Source organism: Pseudomonas sp. S2_F07 (genome assembly GCF_054668325.1).
Genome location: NZ_CP162758.1, coordinates 2,279,744 through 2,299,104, shown reverse-complemented (window position 1 = coordinate 2,299,104; position 19,361 = coordinate 2,279,744). Strand labels below are relative to the sequence as shown.

Sequence of the window (19,361 nt, the reverse complement as noted above, 5' to 3'; positions counted from 1 at the left end):
TTCATCGAGCAAGCGGCAAAGCGCCCATGTTTGGCCGAAACGTCGTTATCTCTGTGCTGAAGCTCTCGTTAGACTCAAGGCTTCCCCAGGAGATTATTCTGATGCACGAGTATCTGAGTCCCGGCCGCTTCATCGATAGTGACCATCCGTCCGTCGTGGAGTTCGCCGAACAACACCGTGGCGTCAGTCGCGATCCGCTGGAGCAGGCGATCAGTCTCTATTACGCCGTGCGCGAAGCGGTGCGCTACAACCCGTACACGTTCAGTCGCGATCCGCAGACCTTGCGCGGCAGTTATGCGCTGGCGACCGGTGAGAGTTACTGCGTGCCCAAGGCCACGCTGCTGGCAGGTGCGGCGCGGCATTGCGGGATTCCCGCACGGATCGGCCTGGCGGATGTGCGCAATCATCTGTCGACGCCACGGCTGCTCGAATTGCTCAAGAGCGACATGTTCGCCATGCATGGCTACACCGAATTCTATTTGCAGGATCGCTGGGTCAAGGCGACACCAGCGTTCAACCGCAAACTCTGCGACCTGTTCAATGTGGCGCCGCTGGAATTCGACGGGGTCAACGACAGCGTTTTCCATCCCTTCAACCGCGATGGCGCGAAGCTGATGGAGTACCTCGTCGATCACGGCCAGTTCGCCGACGTACCTGAAACGTTCTTTTTCGAACACCTGGAAAAGTGCTATCCGCACCTGTTCGGTGAGCAACAGCAACCGCTGCTGGGCGACATGCAGAGCGATTTGAGTCGCGCCTGATCCGGCGTATGCTGCCTGCCCACTTACCGAAAAAGAGGCGGTCATGCTGAAGATCTGGGGTCGGAAAAACTCGTCGAATGTCAGAAAGCCATTGTGGGCCGCCGAAGAACTGGGACTGGCCTACGAGGCTATCGATGCCGGTGGCGCCTTTGGTGTCGTCGATACGCCCGAGTACCGCGCCATGAATCCCAATGGTCGCGTGCCTGTCATTGAAGACGGCGGTTTTGTGTTGTGGGAATCCAACGCCATCGTGCGTTACCTGATGGCCTTACATGCTGACGACACGGCCTGGTACCCGAAAAATCCAAAGGCCCGCGCCACTGCCGACAAGTGGATGGACTGGACCACCTCGAGCTTTGCCGGCCCGTTCCGTACTGTGTTCTGGGGTGTGCTGCGTACCCCGGCAGACCAGCAGGACTGGCCCGCCATCAAGGCGGCGATCAAGGAATGCGACACGTTGCTGGCGATGGCCGATCAGGCGCTGGCCGCCACACCCTACCTGTCCGGAGACGAGATCGGCATGGGTGACATTCCCCTGGGCAGTTTCATTTATGCCTGGTTCGAAATGCCGATCGAGCGTGCACCGCAACCTCATCTGGAGGCCTGGTACGCGCGGTTGAAACAGCGTCCGGCGTATCAAAAGGCGGTCATGACCGCGTTGACTTAATACTCACTATCGACACGCTTGACTGTACTTGTGTGGCGGCGACAAGCACCATTGTGCCAGTTCGCTGCGGTTGTATTGTTCGCCGCCGCCCATACTTATTCCTTTCTTCCCTTCTTGGTGCGTAAATCAGATATGAGTTCCGCTCTGTCCATCCGGCAGCTAACCAAAACCTACGGCAACGGTTTCCAGGCCCTGAGTGGTATCGATCTGGATGTCGCCGAAGGTGACTTCTTCGCCTTGCTCGGCCCCAACGGCGCCGGCAAATCCACGACCATCGGCATTCTCTCGACCCTGGTGAACAAGACCAGCGGCACGGTGAATATCTTCGGTCACGACCTGGACAGGAATCCCGCGCAGCTCAAGCGCTCCATCGGCGTGGTGCCTCAGGAATTCAACTTCAACCAGTTCGAAAAGACCTTCGACATCGTCGTGACCCAGGCCGGCTACTACGGCATCCCGGCGAAAATCGCCAAGGAACGCGCCGAACAGTACCTGACCCAGCTCGGCCTGTGGGACAAGAAGGACGTGCCGTCACGCTCGCTGTCCGGCGGCATGAAGCGTCGCCTGATGATCGCCCGCGCGCTGGTTCATGAACCGCGCCTGCTGATCCTCGACGAACCGACCGCCGGGGTGGACATCGAACTGCGTCGTTCGATGTGGAGCTTCCTCACCGAGCTGAACCAGAAAGGCATCACCATCATCCTCACCACCCACTACCTGGAAGAGGCTGAACAGCTGTGCCGCAATATCGGCATCATCGACCACGGCACCATCGTCGAGAACACCAGCATGAAGCAGTTGCTCAGCCAATTGCATGTGGAAACCTTCCTGCTGGATATGAAGAACACGTTGCAAGTGGCGCCGCAGTTGCTCGGCTACCCGTCCCGGTTGATCGACAGCCACACCCTGGAAGTCCAGGTGGACAAGTCCATGGGGATCACCGCGCTGTTCACCCAGTTGGCGCAGCAGAACATCGAAGTACAGAGCCTGCGTAACAAAACCAATCGCCTTGAGGAGTTGTTCGTGTCCCTGGTGGAGAAAAATCTGTCGAAGGTGGCAGTATGAGTTCCGAACTGCGCCCCAACCTCGTTGCCCTCAACACCATCGTTTATCGTGAAGTCCGGCGTTTCACCCGGATCTGGCCGCAGACCCTGCTGCCACCCGCGATCACCATGGTTTTGTACTTCGTGATCTTCGGTAATCTGATCGGTCGGCAGATCGGCGACATGGGTGGCTTCACCTATATGGAGTACATCGTGCCGGGGCTGATCATGATGTCGGTGATCACCAACTCCTACGGCAACGTGGTGTCGAGTTTCTTCGGCAGCAAGTTCCAGCGGTCCATTGAAGAACTGATGGTCTCACCGCTGTCGCCGCACACGATTCTGATCGGCTACACCCTGGGCGGTGTGCTGCGCGGGTTGATGGTGGGGATCATCGTGACTCTGCTGTCGCTATTTTTCACCCATTTGCAGGTGCATCACCTGGGCGTGACCATTCTGGTGGTAGTGCTGACCGCGACGATCTTCTCGCTGCTGGGCTTCATCAACGCCGTGTTTGCGCGCAACTTCGATGACATTTCTATCATTCCGACTTTCGTGCTGACGCCACTGACCTACCTGGGCGGGGTCTTCTACTCGATCACCTTGCTGCCGCCGTTCTGGCAGACCGTGTCCATGGCCAACCCGGTGCTGCACATGGTCAACGCGTTCCGTTACGGCATCCTTGGCGTTTCGGATATCCGCATCAGCGTGGCCATCGCCTTCATGCTGGTTGCGACCGTGGTGCTGTATCTCGGCAGTGCGCGGTTGCTGGTGAGTGGACGCGGGATGCGTACCTGACCCGCAGCAAACCCTTGTAGGAGCTGGCTTGCCAGCGATGGCGTCAGCCCAGCCACCGAAAAAAAACGGCCTCCCAAGTGGAGGCCGTTCTGCATTCTCACATCCGGCTTTTCTTGCGCCGCTTCCACTGCCTGGCCACCCACCAGCGCCAATACATCATCACCAGGAAGTAGGCCAGTGCTCCAAGTGCGAGCCCCGTCACTACCGAACCCAGCAGAAACGGTTGCCACAGGGTCGAGATTTCACCCCTGATCCATTCCCAGGTCAGTGAGTCCGGCAACTGCCGGGTGGGAACGTCCATCAGCCAGGCGCCGGTCTGGTAGGTGCAGAAGAACACCGCAGGCATGGTGATCGGGTTGGTCAGCCAGACCAGGCTCACGGCAATCGGCATGTTGCCACGCACGATGATGGCGAGGATTGCCGCCAGCAGCATCTGCATCGGGATCGGCAGGAACGCGGCGAACAGGCCCACCGCCATGGCGCGGGCAACGGAGTGGCGGTTGAGGTGCCACAGGTTCGGGTCATGCAGCAGCGTGCCGAGAAAGCGTAAGGATTTGTGTTCCCTGATACTCATCGGGTCTGGCATGTAACGTTTGAATAAGCGCCGGGGCATAAGGCTTCTCGGTCGGTCAAGGCGGCAAGTATGTCTGGATTCCATGAACTACCCATTCAGACTTTGTGACAATTAATAACGGCGCTGGCGCGATGGGCGGGCTAAGCCTTGGAGGGGACTTTCAAGGACGGGCTTATGCGCACAGGGATGATGGCGCTGGCGCTGGGTCTGTTGACCTTGCGTTTTTTACCGGTATTACCGCCGGTCTGGTTGTGGCTGGCGATGCCGGTGGCGGGTCTGATGTTGCTGCCGTTCAGGACCTATCCGGTGGCGTTTTACCTGTTCGGCTTGAGTTGGGCCTGCGCGAATGCGCAGTGGGCGCTGGATGACCGGTTGCCGCCGGCGCTGGATGGAGAAACCCGCTGGGTCGAAGGCCGGGTCACGGGCTTGCCCCGGCAGGACGATGGCGTCGTGCGTTTCGAATTGACCGACATCCAGTCCCGACGGACCCGGCTGCCGCGGCAAATGCGCCTGGCCTGGTATGGCGGACCGCCGGTGAGCGGTGGCGAGCGCTGGCGGCTGGCCGTCAAGTTGAAGCGCCCGGTCGGGCTCCTCAATCCGCAGGCCTTCGACTATCAGGCCTGGTTGTTGGCGCAACGCATCGGGGCCATCGGGACGATCAAGCAGGGCGAACGCCTTGCGCCAGCCCGATGGGCCTGGCGCGATGCCATCCGCCAGCGTTTGCTGGCGGTGGATGCCCAAGGGCGAAGCGGCGCGTTGACGGCATTGGTACTCGGGGACGGCGCCGGGCTGAGCCGCGAAGACTGGCAGGTATTGCAGGACACCGGCACGGTGCATCTGTTGGTGATTTCCGGGCAGCACATCGGATTGCTGGCGGGCGTGGTGTATCTGTTGATCGCCGGCCTGGCCCGCTTCGGGTTATGGCCGAACCGTCTGCCATGGTTGCCCTGGGCGTGTGGCCTGGCATTCGCCGCTGCGCTCGGTTACGGGATGCTGGCCGGTTTCGAGGTGCCGGTGCGGCGGGCCTGCCTGATGATTGCAATGGTGTTGTTGTGGCGTCTGCGGTTCCGTCATCTCGGTGCATGGTGGCCACTGTTGCTGGCACTCGACGGCATATTGCTGCTGGAACCGCTGTCGAGTCTCCAGCCTGGTTTCTGGCTGTCTTTCGCGGCCGTGGCAGTCTTGATATTGACCTTCGGCGGACGTTTGGGGCCTTGGCGCTGGTGGCAGACCTGGACCCGTGCCCAGTGGCTGATTGCAATCGGTCTGTGTCCGTTGTTACTGGCGCTGGGGTTGCCAATCAGTCTCAGCGGGCCGCTGGCCAATTTATTTGCGGTGCCCTGGATCAGTCTGGTGGTCCTGCCGCCGGCGTTGCTCGGGACACTGTTGCTGCCGGTGCCTTACGTGGGTGAGAAGTTGCTGTGGCTGGCCGGTGGCCTGATCGATGGCTGGTTCAGGGCGTTGGGGCTCGTCTCCGGCCAGGTTCCCGCGTGGGTGCCCGCGGCAGTCCCGCCATGGGCTTGGGTAATCGGTGCCATTGGCGCCTTTTTGCTATTGCTGCCGCGAGGCTTGCCGATGCGCCCGTTAGGTTGGCCCATGCTGTTGATGCTGGTTTTTTCGCCCAGGCCGATGTTGCAGGAGGGCATGGCCGAAGTCTGGCAACTGGATGTGGGGCAGGGCTTGTCAATCCTGGTACGCACTCGGCATCACACGTTGCTGTACGACGCCGGCCCGCGTTTCGGTGAACTCGACCAAGGGGAGCGGGTGGTGCTGCCGGCATTGCGCAAACTGGGGGTGAAGGGGCTCGACATGATGCTTATCAGCCACGCCCATGCCGATCATGCCGGCGGTGCCCCGGCGATTGCCAGGGGCTTGCCGGTGAAACAGGTGGTCAGTGGTGAACCGTCAGACTTGCCTGCGCAATTGCAAGCCGGGAGCTGTGAGAGCGGTCGGCAATGGACCTGGGATGAAGTCGATTTCCAGCTCTGGCACTGGCCATTGGCCGGCGACAGCAACCAGAACTCCTGTGTCTTGTTGATCGAAGCCAATGGTGAACGGTTGCTGTTGAGTGGCGACATTGATGCCGCCGCCGAAAGAGCCCTGCTGGACAGCGCGTTGGCCCGGCCCACCGATTGGCTGCAGGCGCCACACCACGGCAGTCGCAGTTCGTCGTCCAATGTCCTGTTGGATGTCCTGCGACCCAAAGGGGGGCTGATCTCTCGCGGGCAAGGCAATTCGTTTGGCCATCCGCATCCTACGGTCATCGCGCGTTATCAAAAACGTGGAATGGCAATCTACGACAGCGTCGAACAGGGTGCCATTCGTCTGCAACTGGGACGCTTCGAGTCGCCGTGGTCAATGCGCCAGGAACGGCGTTTCTGGCGCGATCCGCCGCCCTTGAATCCATAAACGAGCATTATAAAGGCACGACCGGATGCGACATCACGGTCTTCGGTGCTTGCACCCCCTATGTTAGAGTGGCGCACTTTTTCGAGGGGGCTGTCACTGTGTGGGAATTGGTCAAATCCGGCGGCTGGATGATGCTGCCGATCATTTTGAGTTCCATCGCGGCCATGGCGATCGTTGCCGAGCGTCTGTGGACCCTGCGGGCCAGCCGCGTGACCCCGGAGCACTTGCTCGGGCAGGTCTGGGTCTGGATCAAGGACAAGAAACTCAACAAAGACAGACTCAAGGAACTGCGCGCCAACTCGCCGCTGGGTGAGATCCTCGCCGCGGGCCTTGCCAACTCCAAGCATGGTCGCGAGATCATGAAAGAGTGCATCGAAGAGGCTGCTGCGCGGGTCATCCACGATCTGGAACGTTACATCAACGCCCTCGGCACTATTGCTGCCATGGCCCCGTTGCTGGGCTTGCTTGGTACCGTGCTGGGCATGATCGATATTTTCAGCGCGTTTACCGGCAGTGGCATGACCACCAACGCTTCGGTGCTGGCCGGTGGTATTTCCAAGGCCCTGATCACCACGGCCGCCGGTTTGATGGTCGGTATCCCGGCGGTATTCTTCCATCGATTCCTGCAACGCCGGATCGATGAGCTGGTGGTAGGGATGGAGCAGGAAGCGATCAAACTGGTCGAGGTAGTGCAGGGCGACCGCGACGTGGACCTGGCCGAGGGCAAAGCGTGAAATTCCGCCGCAAACCACGGGAAACGGTGGACATCAACCTCGCGTCGCTGATCGACGTGGTGTTCATCCTGCTGTTGTTTTTTGTCGTGACCACCACCTTCACCCGTGAAACCCAGCTACGCGTCGATCTGCCGGAAGCCGTCAGCGGCGCGCCGGCCGACGATCAGGACAAGTCATTGGACATCGCCATCAGCGCCGACGGCGTGTTCTCGGTGAACAACCGGATTTTGCCGAAAAGCGACCTGGCTTCGCTGATGGACGCGCTGCAAAAAGAAGCCAATGGCGACACCAGCCGACCGCTGTCCATCAGCGCTGACGGCAAGACTGCGCATCAGTCCGTGGTGACAGCCATGGATGCAGCCGGCAAGCTCGGCTTCAGTCATTTGCGCATGACCACCATCGAGGCGGCGCCCCCGGCGCCCTGATGGCCATGTCCGATCGATTGCTCGCCGCGTGGTACGCAGGTCATCCGGCCCTGAAACTGCTGCAGCCGCTGGAATGGTTGTACCGGCGCGTGGTCATGAACAAGCGCAAGCGCTTTCTGGCGGGTGAGGGCGAGATCTATCAGCCGCCGGTGCCGCTGATCGTGGTCGGCAACATCACCGTGGGTGGCACCGGCAAGACGCCGCTGATTCTGTGGATGATCGACCACTGCCAGCGCAGCGGCCTGCGGGTCGGCGTGGTCAGCCGGGGCTACGGCGCCAAACCGCCGCAATTGCCATGGCGGGTCGAGGCCGAGCACAGCGCCGACGTCGCCGGTGACGAGCCGTTGCTGATCGTCCAGCGCACAGGCGTGCCGCTGATGATCGACCCCAATCGCAGCAATGCCGTCAAAGCCTTGCTGGCCAGCGAGCCGCTGGACCTGATCCTGTCCGACGACGGCATGCAGCACTACCGCCTGGCCCGTGACCTGGAACTGGTGCTGATCGATGCCGCCCGCGGCCTGGGCAACCGCCGTTGCCTGCCTGCCGGGCCATTGCGTGAGCCGGTCGAGCGTCTGCAAAGCGTCGACGCGGTGCTCTACAATGGTGCCGCATCTGACCGAGATGATGGATTTGCCTTCCAGTTGCAACCCACCGCGCTGGTCAACCTGCGCAGCGGCGAACGACGTCCCCTTGACTACTTCCCCAGCGGCCAGGCCCTGCACGCGGTGGCCGGCATCGGCAATCCGCAACGTTTCTTCAAGACCCTCGAAACGCTACACTGGCAGCCGGTTCCACATGCGTTTGCCGACCACGCCGAATACAGCGTGCAGGCGTTGAATTTCACGCCGTCATTGCCGTTGGTGATGACGGAAAAGGACGCGGTGAAATGCCGTGCCTTTGCCGCCGCCGACTGGTGGTACCTGGCGGTCGATGCCGTGCCGTCGCCGGCCTTCGTGGCCTGGTTCGACACACAGTTGATGCGCCTGCTGCCGGCTCGTTTGTTGCCTTAACTCCGTTTTTTCCAGGGAATGCTCATGGACACCAAATTGCTCGATATCCTCGCTTGCCCGGTCTGCAAAGGCCCGCTCAAACTCAGCGCCGACAAGACCGAGCTGATCAGCAAGGGTGCAGGCCTGGCCTACCCGATTCGCGATGGCATCCCGGTGATGCTCGAATCCGAAGCGCGCACCCTGACCACCGACGAGCGCCTGGATAAATGACCACAGCCTTTACCGTCGTCATTCCATCGCGTTACGCCTCCACCCGCCTGCCGGGCAAGCCGCTGCTGCTGATCGCCGGCAAGCCGATGATCCAGCACGTCTGGGAACAGGCGAGTAAAAGCAGCGCCGGGCGTGTGGTGGTGGCCACCGACGACGCGCGCATCGTCGAGGCCTGCAAAGGCTTTGGTGCCGAAGTGGTACTGACCCGTGAAGACCACAACTCCGGCACTGATCGCCTGGCCGAAGTCGCGATGAAGCTGGGCCTGGCGCCCGACGCCATCGTGGTCAACGTCCAGGGCGACGAGCCGCTGATCCCGCCGAGCGTGATCGATCAGGTCGCCGCCAACCTGGCGGCCCACGCCGAAGCGCGCATGGCCACCCTGGCCGAGCCGATCGAAGACGCGGACACCCTGTTCAATCCCAACGTGGTCAAGGTCGTCAGCGACCTCAATGGCCTGGCGCTGACGTTCAGTCGTTCCACTTTGCCTTGGGCGCGGGATGCATTCGCCGTGAACCCTGAGCAGTTGCCCGAAGGTGTGCCGTATCGCCGCCATATCGGTATCTATGCCTACCGCGCCGGTTTCCTCCAGGATTTCGTCAGCTGGGGCCCATGCTGGCTGGAAAACACCGAGTGCCTGGAACAGCTGCGTGCCCTGTGGCACGGCGTGCGGATCCACGTGGCCGACGCACTGATCGCGCCGCCAGCCGGCGTCGATACCGTTGAAGACCTTGAGCGCGTTCGTCGCCTGCTGGAGGCGTGATGCGGGTTCTGTTTGTCTGCCTGGGCAACATCTGCCGTTCCCCCACGGCCGAAGGCGTGCTGCAGCATAAACTGCGCGAGGCCGGCCTGGCCGATCAAGTTGAAGTGGCCTCCGCCGGCACCGGTGACTGGCATGTCGGCAAGGCGCCGGACAAGCGCAGTCAGGCAGCGGCGAAGCTGCGCGGTTATGACTTGTCCGCCCAGCGCGCCCGGCAAGTCAGCCGTGCCGATTTCGCCACCTACGACCTGATCCTGGCGATGGACAATAGCAACCTGCGCAACCTCAAGGCCTTGCAGCCGGCCAAGGGCAAGGCCGAACTCGACCTGTTCCTGCGTCGCTACCAGTCGCCGGTCGATGAAGTGCCGGATCCGTACTATGACGGCGAGCAGGGCTTCGAGCAGGTGCTGGACCTGATCGAACGCGCCAGTGATTTGCTGGTGATCGAATTGAAGGGACGGTTATGAGTTTGCAGGTTCAATCGCAGGTTTCGCTCAAGCCGTTCAACAGCTTTGGCGTGGATGTCCAGGCCCGGTTCTTTGCCGAGGCCCATAGCGACGCCGATGTGCGCGAAGCCTTGGCCTACGGGCTGGAGCGCAAGGTCCCGGTGCTGGTGATCGGCGGCGGCAGCAACCTGCTGCTGACGGCGGATATCGATTCACTGGTGCTGCGCATGGCCACCCGCGGGAGTCGCGTGCTGAGCGATGACGGCAGCAAAGTGGTGATTGAGGCCGAGGCCGGTGAGCCGTGGCATCCCTTTGTGCAACACACACTGTCCATGGGGTTGTCCGGTCTGGAAAACCTCAGCCTGATTCCCGGCACTGTCGGCGCGGCACCGATGCAGAACATTGGCGCTTACGGCGTCGAGATCAAGGACGTCTTCGCCGGCCTCACTGCCCTTGATCGCCTGAGCGGCGAACTGCGCGACTTCAGCCTGGCGGAGTGCAATTTCGCTTACCGCGACAGCCTGTTCAAACAGGAGCCGGGACGCTGGTTGATCCTGCGCGTACGTTTCGCCCTCGACCGCGCCGCGCATCTGCACCTGGAGTACGGCCCGGTGCGTCAGCGCCTGACCGAACAGGGCATCGAGCATCCGACCGCCAGCGATGTCAGCCAGGCCATTTGCAGCATCCGCAACGAAAAACTTCCGGACCCGGCCGTACTCGGCAATGCCGGCAGCTTCTTCAAGAACCCTTTGGTGTCGGCGGCGCTGGCTGCACGACTCAAGGGCGAATACCCCGACCTGGTGGCCTATGCGCAACCCGACGGGCAGATGAAGCTGGCCGCCGGTTGGCTGATCGAGCGGGCAGGGTGGAAGGGGTTCCGTGAGGCTGATGCTGGCGTGCATAAATTGCAGGCGCTGGTGCTGGTCAATTATGGCGGCGCGACGGGCCTGCAACTGCTGAACCTGGCGCAGCGCATCCAGAAAGACATTTCCGAGCGTTTCCATGTCGATCTGGAAATGGAGCCAAACCGCTATTGAGAACGCCCCCTAAGCTTCCAGGACAGATCAAAAAGCCCTGCACAATGTTTATTGTGCAGGGCTTTTTTGTTAATGCTCGGTTAACTTAGTCAGCTAACGATGCACACTCTTGCTCCACCAAAGGCCCGGTGCAGACCGTTTTCGTCTGTACAAGAGAGCCCATTAGCCTGAGTCGATCTGCGTGCGACCCACCGAGATCCAGCGGCAGATTGCTCGACCCCATCACTCAAGATCTATGCGGGCGTGCCCATGATTACCCTGAAACTCAATGGTCAAGACCATCAACTCGACGTCACCGAGGACATGCCGTTGCTCTGGGCGATCCGCGACGTGGCCGGTTACAACGGCACCAAATTCGGTTGCGGCATGGGCCTGTGCGGCGCCTGCACCATTCATATCGAAGGGGCTCCGGCACGCAGTTGCATCACCCCCATCGGTTCAGTCGCCGGGCAGAATGTCAGCACCATCGACAACCTGCACGCCGACCCGATCGGCAAAGTCGTGCAGCAAGCCTGGCTCGACACGGCAGTGGCCCAATGTGGCTTCTGCCAGGGCGGGCAAATCATGTCGGCGACAGCGCTGCTCAAGACCCATCCGAACCCGAGCGACGAGCAGATCGAGGAAGCCATGGTCGGCAACATCTGCCGCTGCGGCACCTACAATCGCATCAAGACCGCGATCCGCCAGGCCTCCACTCACCTGAAGGAGGCCAAGGCATGAGCCGGTTACCGAATGATTTCGCCCTGAGCAACCTTAGTCGCCGTGGTTTTCTGAAAGGCGTGGGCGCCACCAGCGCGCTGGTTTTGGCGGCGAGCTGGGGCTGGCAAGACGCTTTTGCCGAGGACAAAGAGAAAAAGTTCGGTGCCGACGGCATGCCTCACGGTTGGGTCGACGATCCGAAAGTCTATGTGAGCATCGCCGCCGATGGCACGGTGACCGTGATCTGCAATCGCTCGGAGATGGGCCAGGGCGTGCGCACCAGCCTGACCATGGTGGTGGCCGATGAACTGGAGGCCGATTGGGCAAGGGTCAAAGTACAGCAGGCCCCCGGCGATGAAGTACGTTTCGGCAACCAGGACACCGACGGCTCGCGCAGCATGCGTCACTGGTACGAGCCGATGCGTCGCTGCGGTGCCGCTGCGCGGGCCATGCTGGAACAGGCTGCCGCCGACCAGTGGAAAGTGTCCGTCGGCGAGTGCCATGCGCAACTTCATAAAGTCATCCATAAACCGTCGGGTCGTGAGCTGGGCTATGGAGCCCTGGCCGCCGCTGCTGGCGCTTTGGCCGTGCCGGCGCGCGACAGCCTGAGACTCAAGCAACCTTCGGAATTTCGATATATCGGCAAGGAAGGCACCAAGGCCATCGACGGTGAAGACATCGTCAACGGTCGTGCGGTGTACGGCGCCGACGTGCATGTCGACGGCATGCTGTACGCGACCATTGCGCGGCCGACGGTGTATGGCGGCAAGGTCAAAAGCTTCGATGGCAGCGCGGCGATGAAAGTCCCCGGCGTGGTCAAGGTGCTGCAGATCGAAAGCCGTCCGTTGCCTTCGGAGTTCCAACCCTTGGGCGGCATTGCCGTGGTGGCGAGCAATACCTGGGCGGCGATCAAGGGCCGCGAGGCACTGAAAATCGAGTGGGACGACGGCCCCAACGCCAGCTACGACTCGATTGCTTACCGCAAGGAGCTCGAAGCTGCCTCGCTCAAGCCGGGCAAGGTGGTGCGTAATGCCGGCAACATCGAAGAGGCCATGGCCAGCGCCGATAGCACCCTGGAAGCCTCCTACTACTTGCCGCATCTGTCACAGTCGCCGATGGAGCCGATGGTCGCCATTGCGCGGTTCAAGGACGGTGCGTGCGAAGCCTGGGGGCCGAGCCGGGCGCCGCAGGTCACCCGGGAGCGGATCGGCGAGCGCCTGGGCCTGTCGTTCGACAAAGTCACGTTCAACGTGACCCTGCTCGGGGGCGGATTCGGGCGCAAGTCCAAGCCTGACTTCATCATCGAAGCCGCCATCCTCGCCAAGGAGTTCCCCGGCAAAGCGGTGCGGGTGCAATGGACTCGTGAAGACGACATCCACTGTTCCTACTTCCACACCGTGTCGGCCGAATATCTCAAGGCCAGCCTGAACAAGGATGGCCTGCCGTCCGGCTGGTTGCACCGTACGGTGGCGCCGAGCATCACTGCGTTGTTTGCGCCGGGCATGAACCATGAGGCGGCGTTCGAGTTGGGCATGGGGTTCACCAACATGGCGTATGCGATTCCCAACATTCGCCTGGAGAACCCCGAGGCAACGGTGCATACCCGGGTGGGTTGGTATCGCTCGGTGTCGAACATTCCCCATGGCTTCGCGATCCAGAGTTTTATCGATGAACTGGCGCACAAGGCCGGGCAGGATCCGCTGAAGTACCAGATCAGATTGCTCGGCCCGGACCGTCAGATCGATCCGCGCACCTTGAGTGAAGAGTGGAACTACGGCGAGTCCCCCGAGCGTTATCCGATCGACACCGCGCGCCTGCGCACGGTATTGGAGACCGCCGCCAAAGCCGCCGGTTGGGGGCGTGAGTTGCCCAAGGGGCGCGGCCTTGGCCTGGCGGTGCATTACAGCTTCGTGACCTATGTGGCGGCGGTGATCGAAGTCGAAGTCAAAGACGACGGCACCTTGGTCGTGCACAAGGCGGATATTGCGGTGGATTGCGGTCCGCAGATCAACCCCGAACGGATTCGCTCGCAGTTCGAGGGCGCCTGCGTTATGGGCCTGGGTAATGCCGTGCTGGGAGAGATCAGCTTCAAGGACGGCAAGGTCCAGCAGGATAACTTCCATATGTACGAAGTGGCGCGCATGTCCCTGGCGCCGAAGGAAGTGGCGGTGCATCTGGTGACGCCGCCGGGCAACGTGCCGTTGGGCGGTGTGGGTGAACCGGGTGTGCCACCGATTGCGCCGGCCCTGTGCAATGCGATCTTTGCTGCCACTGGCAAACGCATTCGCAATCTGCCGGTTCGTTATCAGCTGTCGGGTTGGCAGAAGGCCGACGCCTGATGGACAGCGCCGATCTGAACGTCCTGCGCAGCGTGTTGCAATGGCATCGCGCCGGTCAGCGGGTGGTGTTGTACAGCGTGGTCGAAACCTGGGGCACAGCGCCCCGGGCACCCGGCGCCATGCTGGCCTTGCGCGAAGACGGCATGGTGATTGGTTCGGTCTCGGGTGGGTGTGTCGAAGATGACTTGATTGCCCGGCTGCACGACGGGCGCCTCGCGCTTGACGGGCCGCCGGTGCAATTGATCACCTACGGCGTGACCCGCGAGGAAGCCGCACGTTTCGGCTTGCCCTGCGGTGGCACCTTGCGCTTGACCGAGGAGCGTATCGACGATGGGGATTGGGTCGAACAACTACTCGCTCGATGCGAGACCCATGAAATCGTTGCCCGTGAACTGAACCTGACCACCGGCAAAGTGATTTTGCAGCCGGCCGGTAAAGCTGACGTGTTGATGTTCGACGGGCAGACGTTGCGAGCGATCTATGGTCCGCGCTGGCGCTTGCTGCTGATCGGCGCGGGGCAGCTGTCGCGCTATGTGGCGGAAATGGCCCGGCTGCTGGATTTCGAGGTGCTGATTTGCGATCCGCGTAGCGAGTTCGTCTACGGCTGGGAGGAGCAGCACGGACGATTCGTTTCGGGCATGCCGGATGAGGCAGTATTGAACATCCAGACCGATGAACGCACGGCCATCGTGGCCTTGACCCATGATCCGCGTCTGGACGACATGGCGCTGCTCACAGCCCTGGATTCCAGGGCTTTCTACGTCGGGGCGCTGGGATCGCGGGTCAACAGCCAGAAGCGCCGGGAAAACCTGGCTCAACTGGGGTTGTCGCAATCGGCGATTGACCGCTTGCATGGTCCGATCGGTTTGCACATCGGCAGTCATAATCCGGCGGAAATTGCCTTGTCGCTCATGGCGGAAATCGTGGCGGTCAAAAACGGCATCGAACTGAAGCAGAAGAAAACCCTGCGGGAGGATGTATGAGCAAGTCCATTGGCGTCATCGTGTTGGCGGCGGGGCAGGGCAGTCGATTTCGCCAGGTGGCGGGTGCCGAAAAGGATAAATTGGTGGCCGATTGCACCGGGCGTGACGGCGTGGTGCGGTCCGTCATCGAGCACACGTTGGTCAACCTGCCGGCGGTGCTGGACAAGCGCGTACTGGTGACCACTGCTGACCGCCCGCAAGTGATTCGCATGGCCCAGGCCTATGGCTGCGAGATTGTACTGATCGAATCGACGGGAATGGGCGACAGCATTGCCGCGGGAGTCGCTGCCTGCAAGCAGCTCGATGGCTGGTTGATGGTGCTGGGAGATATGCCGTTCATTCTGCCATCCAGTATCGAGCAGGTGGTGACAGGTATTGGCGATGACTGTATCAGTGTGCCCGTGCAGGACGGCGTATACGGGCATCCGGTCGGCTTCGGACGGGACTTCGCGGCGGGGTTGATGGCGCTATCGGGGGATCGCGGCGCCAAGCCGCTGTTCGCCCAGGGGCGGGTGGTTGAGGTTGCGGTGAATGATCCCGGGGTTTTGTGGGATGTGGATGTGCCGCAGAAATTGGTTTTTGAGTGAAGTCATAAAGATCGCAGCCTTCGGCAGCTCCTACGTCGATCATCTGTAGGAGCTGCCGAAGGCTGCGATCTTTTGATCTTTACTGAAATAAAAAGCCCCGCCTGGATCACCAGGCGGGGCTTTTCATTGGCCGATGGAATCAGACGAGAGGTTTAGGCTCGTGTTCTTTTTCCTCGGCTTGCTCGTGTTGCTCTACCGCTTCCTGAACGGAGCGCGGTGCTTCGTGGATCACCGACTCAACCGGCTCGGCAGTCACTTCGGCGGCCGGTGCAGGTTCGGCAGCGACAGCCGCTTCAGCAGGAGCCGCAGCGGCAGCCAGTTCAGCTTCCTTCTGCAGACGCTCGGCTTCACGCTTGCGACGACGCACTTCACGCGGGTCGTTAGGCGCACGGCCACTTGGCGTCAGGGCGCTGGCAGGCGCGGCTTCGACTACCGGAGCGGGTGCTTCGGCAACGACCGGCGCTTCAACGACTGGCGCTTCAATCACCGGCGCTGGAGCCGGTTCCGCGGCGGCAACCACCGGCTCGGAAACCATGGCTTCAGCCACTTGGGTCTCAGCGGCTGGTGCAGCGGCTTCAGCGACGGCTGGCTCGGCAACCCAGTTGAATGCGGTTTGCTCTTCGCGAACTTCACGCACGGTTTCAGTCACGGTTTCAACAACCGCGTCTGCAACCTGGGAAGGAGCTTCTACCACTGGCGCTGGCTCGGCAGCCGCTTCAACAGCTGGCTGAGCTTCCGGCGCTGGCGCTACTTCGATTTCCGGCGAGGCGGTGACTTCGACCGGAGTGGTCGCTTCAACGACTGGCGCTTCAACCGGAGCTGCTTCGAGCGTCGCGGCAGTGGCGCGTTCGGCTTGCACATTGGCTTCAGCTTCGGCTGGAGCGCTGATCACGCTGCTGGCAACGGCTGCGGTGACAGCCAGGCCGGCGGCCAGGTCGGCAGTGCTTGGCGCTTCAGCGTTTTCGCCGGATTCGGACTCTTCCGAACCTTCGATCACGTTGCCGTTGGCGTCACGCTGACGCTCGCGACGGTTGCTGCGACGACGCTGGCCACGGGAGCGGCGGCGTGGACGATCGCCCTCGGCGCCTTCCTGACCGTCTTCCGGCAGTTGCTCTTCGTTGGTGACCAGTTCTTCTTCAGTTGCGGCTGCGGCAGCTTGTTCGGCACGTGGCTGACGTTCTTCACGCGGTGGGCGTGGAGCGCGTTCTTCACGTGGCTGGCGAGCCGGACGCTCTTCAGCGGTAGCAGCTGTAGCGGCGGCCGGAGCAGCCGGAGCAGTCGGAGCGGCATCCAGAGGCTCGCGCAGTTCACGAACGCGTTCTTCACGCTCGCCACGCGGCTTGCGATCTTCACGCGGAGCGCGCGGTGCACGTTCTTCACGAGGCGCGCGTGGTGCGCGTTCTTCGCGGGCTACTGCTGGCGTTTCTTCGCGGGTCTCGCGAGGTTCACGCACTTCACGTGGCTGACGTTCTTCACGCGGCTCACGTGGTGCGCGCTCTTCACGCGGTGCACGTTCTTCACGAGGCTTGCGCTCTTCATCGCGGCGACCGTTACGGTTGCGGCTCTGCTGGCGACCGTTGCGGCGCTCTTCGTTGCGGGCTGGACGCTCGGTGGTCGCAGGCTTTTCAACCACGGCCGGAGCAACAGGCTCTTCCTTGGTGGCGAACAGGCTCACCAGCGACTTCACCAGGCCTTTGAACAGGCTTGGCTCAGGCACTGCAACCGGAGCAGGGGCTGGAGCGGCCACTTCGGTCGGAACCGGAGCGTTGGCGCGGGCCGGGGCCGTCTTGACCGCGGCTTCCTGGCGAACCAGGGTGCGGGTCGCAGCGGCTGGCTGGACTTCTTCGACTTCGGCAGCGGCAGCGGCGATTTCGTAGCTGGACTGGTTGGTCGCGGCTTCCGGGCTGTCATCACGCAGGCGCTGCACTTCGAAATGCGGCGTTTCGAGGTGATCGTTCGGCAGGATGACGATACGGGCACGGGTGCGCAGTTCGATCTTGGTGATCGAGTTGCGTTTTTCGTTGAGCAGGAACGCGGCCACCGGGATCGGCACTTGTGCACGAACTTCGGCGGTACGGTCTTTCAGGGCTTCTTCTTCGATCAGGCGCAGGATCGCCAGGGACAGCGATTCAACGTCACGGATGATGCCGGTGCCGTTGCAGCGCGGGCAGACGATGCCGCTGCTTTCGCCCAGGGACGGACGCAGGCGCTGACGGGACATTTCCAGCAGGCCGAAGCGCGAGATGCGACCGACTTGTACGCGAGCGCGGTCGGCTTCCAGGCATTCGCGGACTTTCTCTTCCACGGCGCGCTGGTTCTTGGCAGGGGTCATGTCGATGAAGTCGATGACGATCAGGCCGCCGATGTCGCGCAGGCGCAACTGACGGGCGATTTCCTCGGCCGCTTCAAGGTTGGTTTGCAGTGCGGTTTCTTCGATGTCGCTGCCTTTGGTGGCGCGCGCCGAGTTGATGTCGATGGACACCAGGGCTTCGGTCGGATCGATAACGATGGAACCGCCGGAAGGCAGTTCGACAACGCGCTGGAAAGCGGTTTCGATCTGGCTTTCGATCTGGAAACGGTTGAACAACGGAACGCTGTCTTCGTACAGCTTGATCTTGCTGGCGTACTGCGGCATCACCTGGCGGATGAAGGTCAGGGCTTCGTCCTGGGCTTCAACGCTGTCGATCAGCACTTCGCCGATGTCCTGGCGCAGGTAGTCACGGATCGCGCGGATGATCACGTTGCTTTCCTGGTAGATCAGGAACGGCGCGGCGCGGTCCAGCGAAGCTTCCTTGATGGCGGTCCAGAGTTGCAGCAGGTAGTCGAGGTCCCACTGCATTTCTTCGCTGCTGCGGCCCAGGCCGGCAGTGCGCACGATCAGGCCCATGTCGGCCGGGGCAACCAGGCCGTTCAGGGCTTCACGCAGTTCGTTGCGCTCTTCGCCTTCGATGCGACGGGAGATACCGCCGGCACGCGGGTTGTTCGGCATCAGCACCAGGTAACGACCGGCCAGGCTGATGAAGGTGGTCAGGGCGGCGCCCTTGTTGCCACGCTCTTCTTTTTCGACCTGAACGATGACTTCCTGGCCTTCGCTCAGGACGTCCTTGATGTTGACGCGACCTTCAGGGGCTTTCTTGAAGTATTCGCGGGAGATTTCTTTGAGGGGCAGGAAGCCGTGGCGCTCAGAGCCGAAATCGACAAAGGCAGCCTCGAGGCTTGGTTCGATGCGAGTAATCCGGCCTTTATAGATGTTGGCCTTCTTCTGCTCGCGTGCACCGGATTCGATGTCCAGGTCGTAGAGGCGCTGGCCATCTACCAGTGCAACACGCAACTCTTCGGGTTGAGTTGCGTTAATCAGCATTCTTTTCATGTAGTACCGTCGGTTTCCGGGCTGCCGGAAACGGCGTTCGGCACACACGACTTCTCACGGTCGGTGTCAGGTGCGTCGGGAGTGGTTGGCCATTTCCCGTGTCCAGCGAAGTCCGGCCAATGTGGGCCTTCATCGCGACGTACGCGTCCTGCTTGCTGTGGCTACTTAAGCACTCAGTCAGGAGGAGGAATCAACCAGCGGCTGTGGACGAGATGAAGCGTCTTGAGAAAGCCTGTTGCTACACAGTCCGGCGGTTGTGCATCTCCACCCTACACGTATCCCTGATAATTCGGGTGCTGCCGCGCGCAGAATCCGCAGCGGGTTGGCATTTACCGTGAGCTCCGAAAGGGGAGGTCACGCATCATGGCTAATTTAGGCGTTGTTTCCGATGCCTTCGCTCGGGGTCATTCGCAGCTGACTGCACTTTGTGAACTGGCCGTGAATATGGCTCGCAAAACGAGTGGAAAACTCTGCTTTGTGGCGTGATTCAGGCCTCATGTCACCTGCGCTC

18 protein-coding genes are annotated in these 19,361 nt (G+C 61.6%); 16 read left to right on the top strand and 2 right to left on the bottom strand.

What is annotated here, in order from left to right:
* The first annotated feature begins 101 nt into the window (after nucleotides 1-101).
* The 4 genes from AB4O40_RS10185 to AB4O40_RS10170 all read left to right on the top strand — a co-directional run bounded on the left by AB4O40_RS10185 (nucleotide 102) and on the right by AB4O40_RS10170 (nucleotide 3,269).
* Nucleotides 102-761 (top strand): transglutaminase-like domain-containing protein, encoded by a 660-nt coding sequence (locus tag AB4O40_RS10185; protein WP_056727240.1) that lies wholly within the window; start codon nucleotides 102-104, stop codon nucleotides 759-761.
* Nucleotides 762-804: 43 nt separating this feature from the next.
* Nucleotides 805-1,428, top strand: a complete 624-nt coding sequence (locus AB4O40_RS10180) for a glutathione S-transferase family protein (protein ID WP_409078935.1) — start codon at nucleotides 805-807, stop codon at nucleotides 1,426-1,428.
* 132 nt (nucleotides 1,429-1,560) lie between these two features.
* Nucleotides 1,561-2,493 carry an ABC transporter ATP-binding protein gene (locus AB4O40_RS10175; RefSeq protein WP_056727238.1) on the top strand — a complete coding sequence of 311 codons (933 nt, stop codon included), beginning with the start codon at nucleotides 1,561-1,563 and terminating at the stop codon, nucleotides 2,491-2,493.
* Nucleotides 2,490-3,269 carry an ABC transporter permease gene (locus tag AB4O40_RS10170; protein ID WP_414914907.1) on the top strand — a complete coding sequence of 260 codons (780 nt, stop codon included), beginning with the start codon at nucleotides 2,490-2,492 and terminating at the stop codon, nucleotides 3,267-3,269. The genes AB4O40_RS10175 and AB4O40_RS10170 overlap by 4 nt, the downstream gene beginning before the upstream one ends.
* A gap of 97 nt (nucleotides 3,270-3,366) precedes the next feature.
* On the opposite strand, the gene AB4O40_RS10165 is transcribed toward AB4O40_RS10170, so the two are convergent.
* The gene (locus AB4O40_RS10165) at nucleotides 3,367-3,882 is read right to left on the bottom strand and encodes a DUF2062 domain-containing protein (RefSeq protein WP_409078934.1); all 516 of its coding nucleotides are present in this window, start codon (nucleotides 3,880-3,882) and stop codon (nucleotides 3,367-3,369) included.
* A 135-nt stretch (nucleotides 3,883-4,017) separates the two neighbouring features.
* Here AB4O40_RS10165 and AB4O40_RS10160 point away from each other — a divergent pair, with 135 nt between their 5' ends.
* From AB4O40_RS10160 to AB4O40_RS10105, 12 genes are all read left to right on the top strand, one after another.
* Complete coding sequence (locus AB4O40_RS10160) at nucleotides 4,018-6,252, top strand: DNA internalization-related competence protein ComEC/Rec2 (RefSeq protein WP_460054697.1); 2,235 nt, start codon at nucleotides 4,018-4,020, stop codon at nucleotides 6,250-6,252.
* A 98-nt stretch (nucleotides 6,253-6,350) separates the two neighbouring features.
* A complete protein-coding gene (locus tag AB4O40_RS10155; RefSeq protein ID WP_056727235.1) occupies nucleotides 6,351-6,986 on the top strand; it encodes a MotA/TolQ/ExbB proton channel family protein in 636 nt (211 codons plus the stop codon).
* Entirely contained in the window at nucleotides 6,983-7,411 is a 429-nt protein-coding gene (locus AB4O40_RS10150; protein WP_223541059.1) for an ExbD/TolR family protein, read from the top strand. Before AB4O40_RS10155 ends, AB4O40_RS10150 begins: the two co-directional genes overlap by 4 nt.
* The gene (lpxK, locus tag AB4O40_RS10145) at nucleotides 7,411-8,421 is read left to right on the top strand and encodes a tetraacyldisaccharide 4'-kinase (RefSeq protein WP_056727233.1); all 1,011 of its coding nucleotides are present in this window, start codon (nucleotides 7,411-7,413) and stop codon (nucleotides 8,419-8,421) included. Before AB4O40_RS10150 ends, lpxK begins: the two co-directional genes overlap by 1 nt.
* Nucleotides 8,422-8,445: 24 nt before the next feature.
* A complete protein-coding gene (locus tag AB4O40_RS10140) occupies nucleotides 8,446-8,631 on the top strand; it encodes a Trm112 family protein (protein WP_003179363.1) in 186 nt (61 codons plus the stop codon).
* Nucleotides 8,628-9,392 (top strand): 3-deoxy-manno-octulosonate cytidylyltransferase, encoded by a 765-nt coding sequence (kdsB, locus tag AB4O40_RS10135; protein ID WP_056727232.1) that lies wholly within the window; start codon nucleotides 8,628-8,630, stop codon nucleotides 9,390-9,392. Before AB4O40_RS10140 ends, kdsB begins: the two co-directional genes overlap by 4 nt.
* Nucleotides 9,392-9,856, top strand: a complete 465-nt coding sequence (locus tag AB4O40_RS10130) for a low molecular weight protein-tyrosine-phosphatase (protein ID WP_460054703.1) — start codon at nucleotides 9,392-9,394, stop codon at nucleotides 9,854-9,856. The genes kdsB and AB4O40_RS10130 overlap by 1 nt, the downstream gene beginning before the upstream one ends.
* The gene (gene murB / locus AB4O40_RS10125; RefSeq protein ID WP_414918323.1) at nucleotides 9,853-10,872 is read left to right on the top strand and encodes a UDP-N-acetylmuramate dehydrogenase; all 1,020 of its coding nucleotides are present in this window, start codon (nucleotides 9,853-9,855) and stop codon (nucleotides 10,870-10,872) included. The genes AB4O40_RS10130 and murB overlap by 4 nt, the downstream gene beginning before the upstream one ends.
* 249 nt (nucleotides 10,873-11,121) lie before the next feature.
* Nucleotides 11,122-11,592, top strand: a complete 471-nt coding sequence (locus tag AB4O40_RS10120) for a (2Fe-2S)-binding protein (RefSeq protein ID WP_223541060.1) — start codon at nucleotides 11,122-11,124, stop codon at nucleotides 11,590-11,592.
* Nucleotides 11,589-13,910, top strand: coding sequence for a xanthine dehydrogenase family protein molybdopterin-binding subunit (locus AB4O40_RS10115; RefSeq protein ID WP_460154709.1), 2,322 nt, complete (start codon nucleotides 11,589-11,591; stop codon nucleotides 13,908-13,910). The genes AB4O40_RS10120 and AB4O40_RS10115 overlap by 4 nt, the downstream gene beginning before the upstream one ends.
* Nucleotides 13,910-14,893 (top strand): XdhC family protein, encoded by a 984-nt coding sequence (locus AB4O40_RS10110; RefSeq protein ID WP_409078931.1) that lies wholly within the window; start codon nucleotides 13,910-13,912, stop codon nucleotides 14,891-14,893. The genes AB4O40_RS10115 and AB4O40_RS10110 overlap by 1 nt, the downstream gene beginning before the upstream one ends.
* A complete protein-coding gene (locus AB4O40_RS10105) occupies nucleotides 14,890-15,480 on the top strand; it encodes a nucleotidyltransferase family protein (RefSeq protein ID WP_409078930.1) in 591 nt (196 codons plus the stop codon). The genes AB4O40_RS10110 and AB4O40_RS10105 overlap by 4 nt, the downstream gene beginning before the upstream one ends.
* Before the next feature lie 139 nt (nucleotides 15,481-15,619).
* Here the strand turns inward: AB4O40_RS10105 and rne are convergent, their stop codons facing one another.
* Nucleotides 15,620-18,850, bottom strand: a complete 3,231-nt coding sequence (gene rne, locus AB4O40_RS10100; RefSeq protein WP_460054707.1) for a ribonuclease E — start codon at nucleotides 18,848-18,850, stop codon at nucleotides 15,620-15,622.
* Between the last annotated feature and the right edge of the window lie 511 nt (nucleotides 18,851-19,361).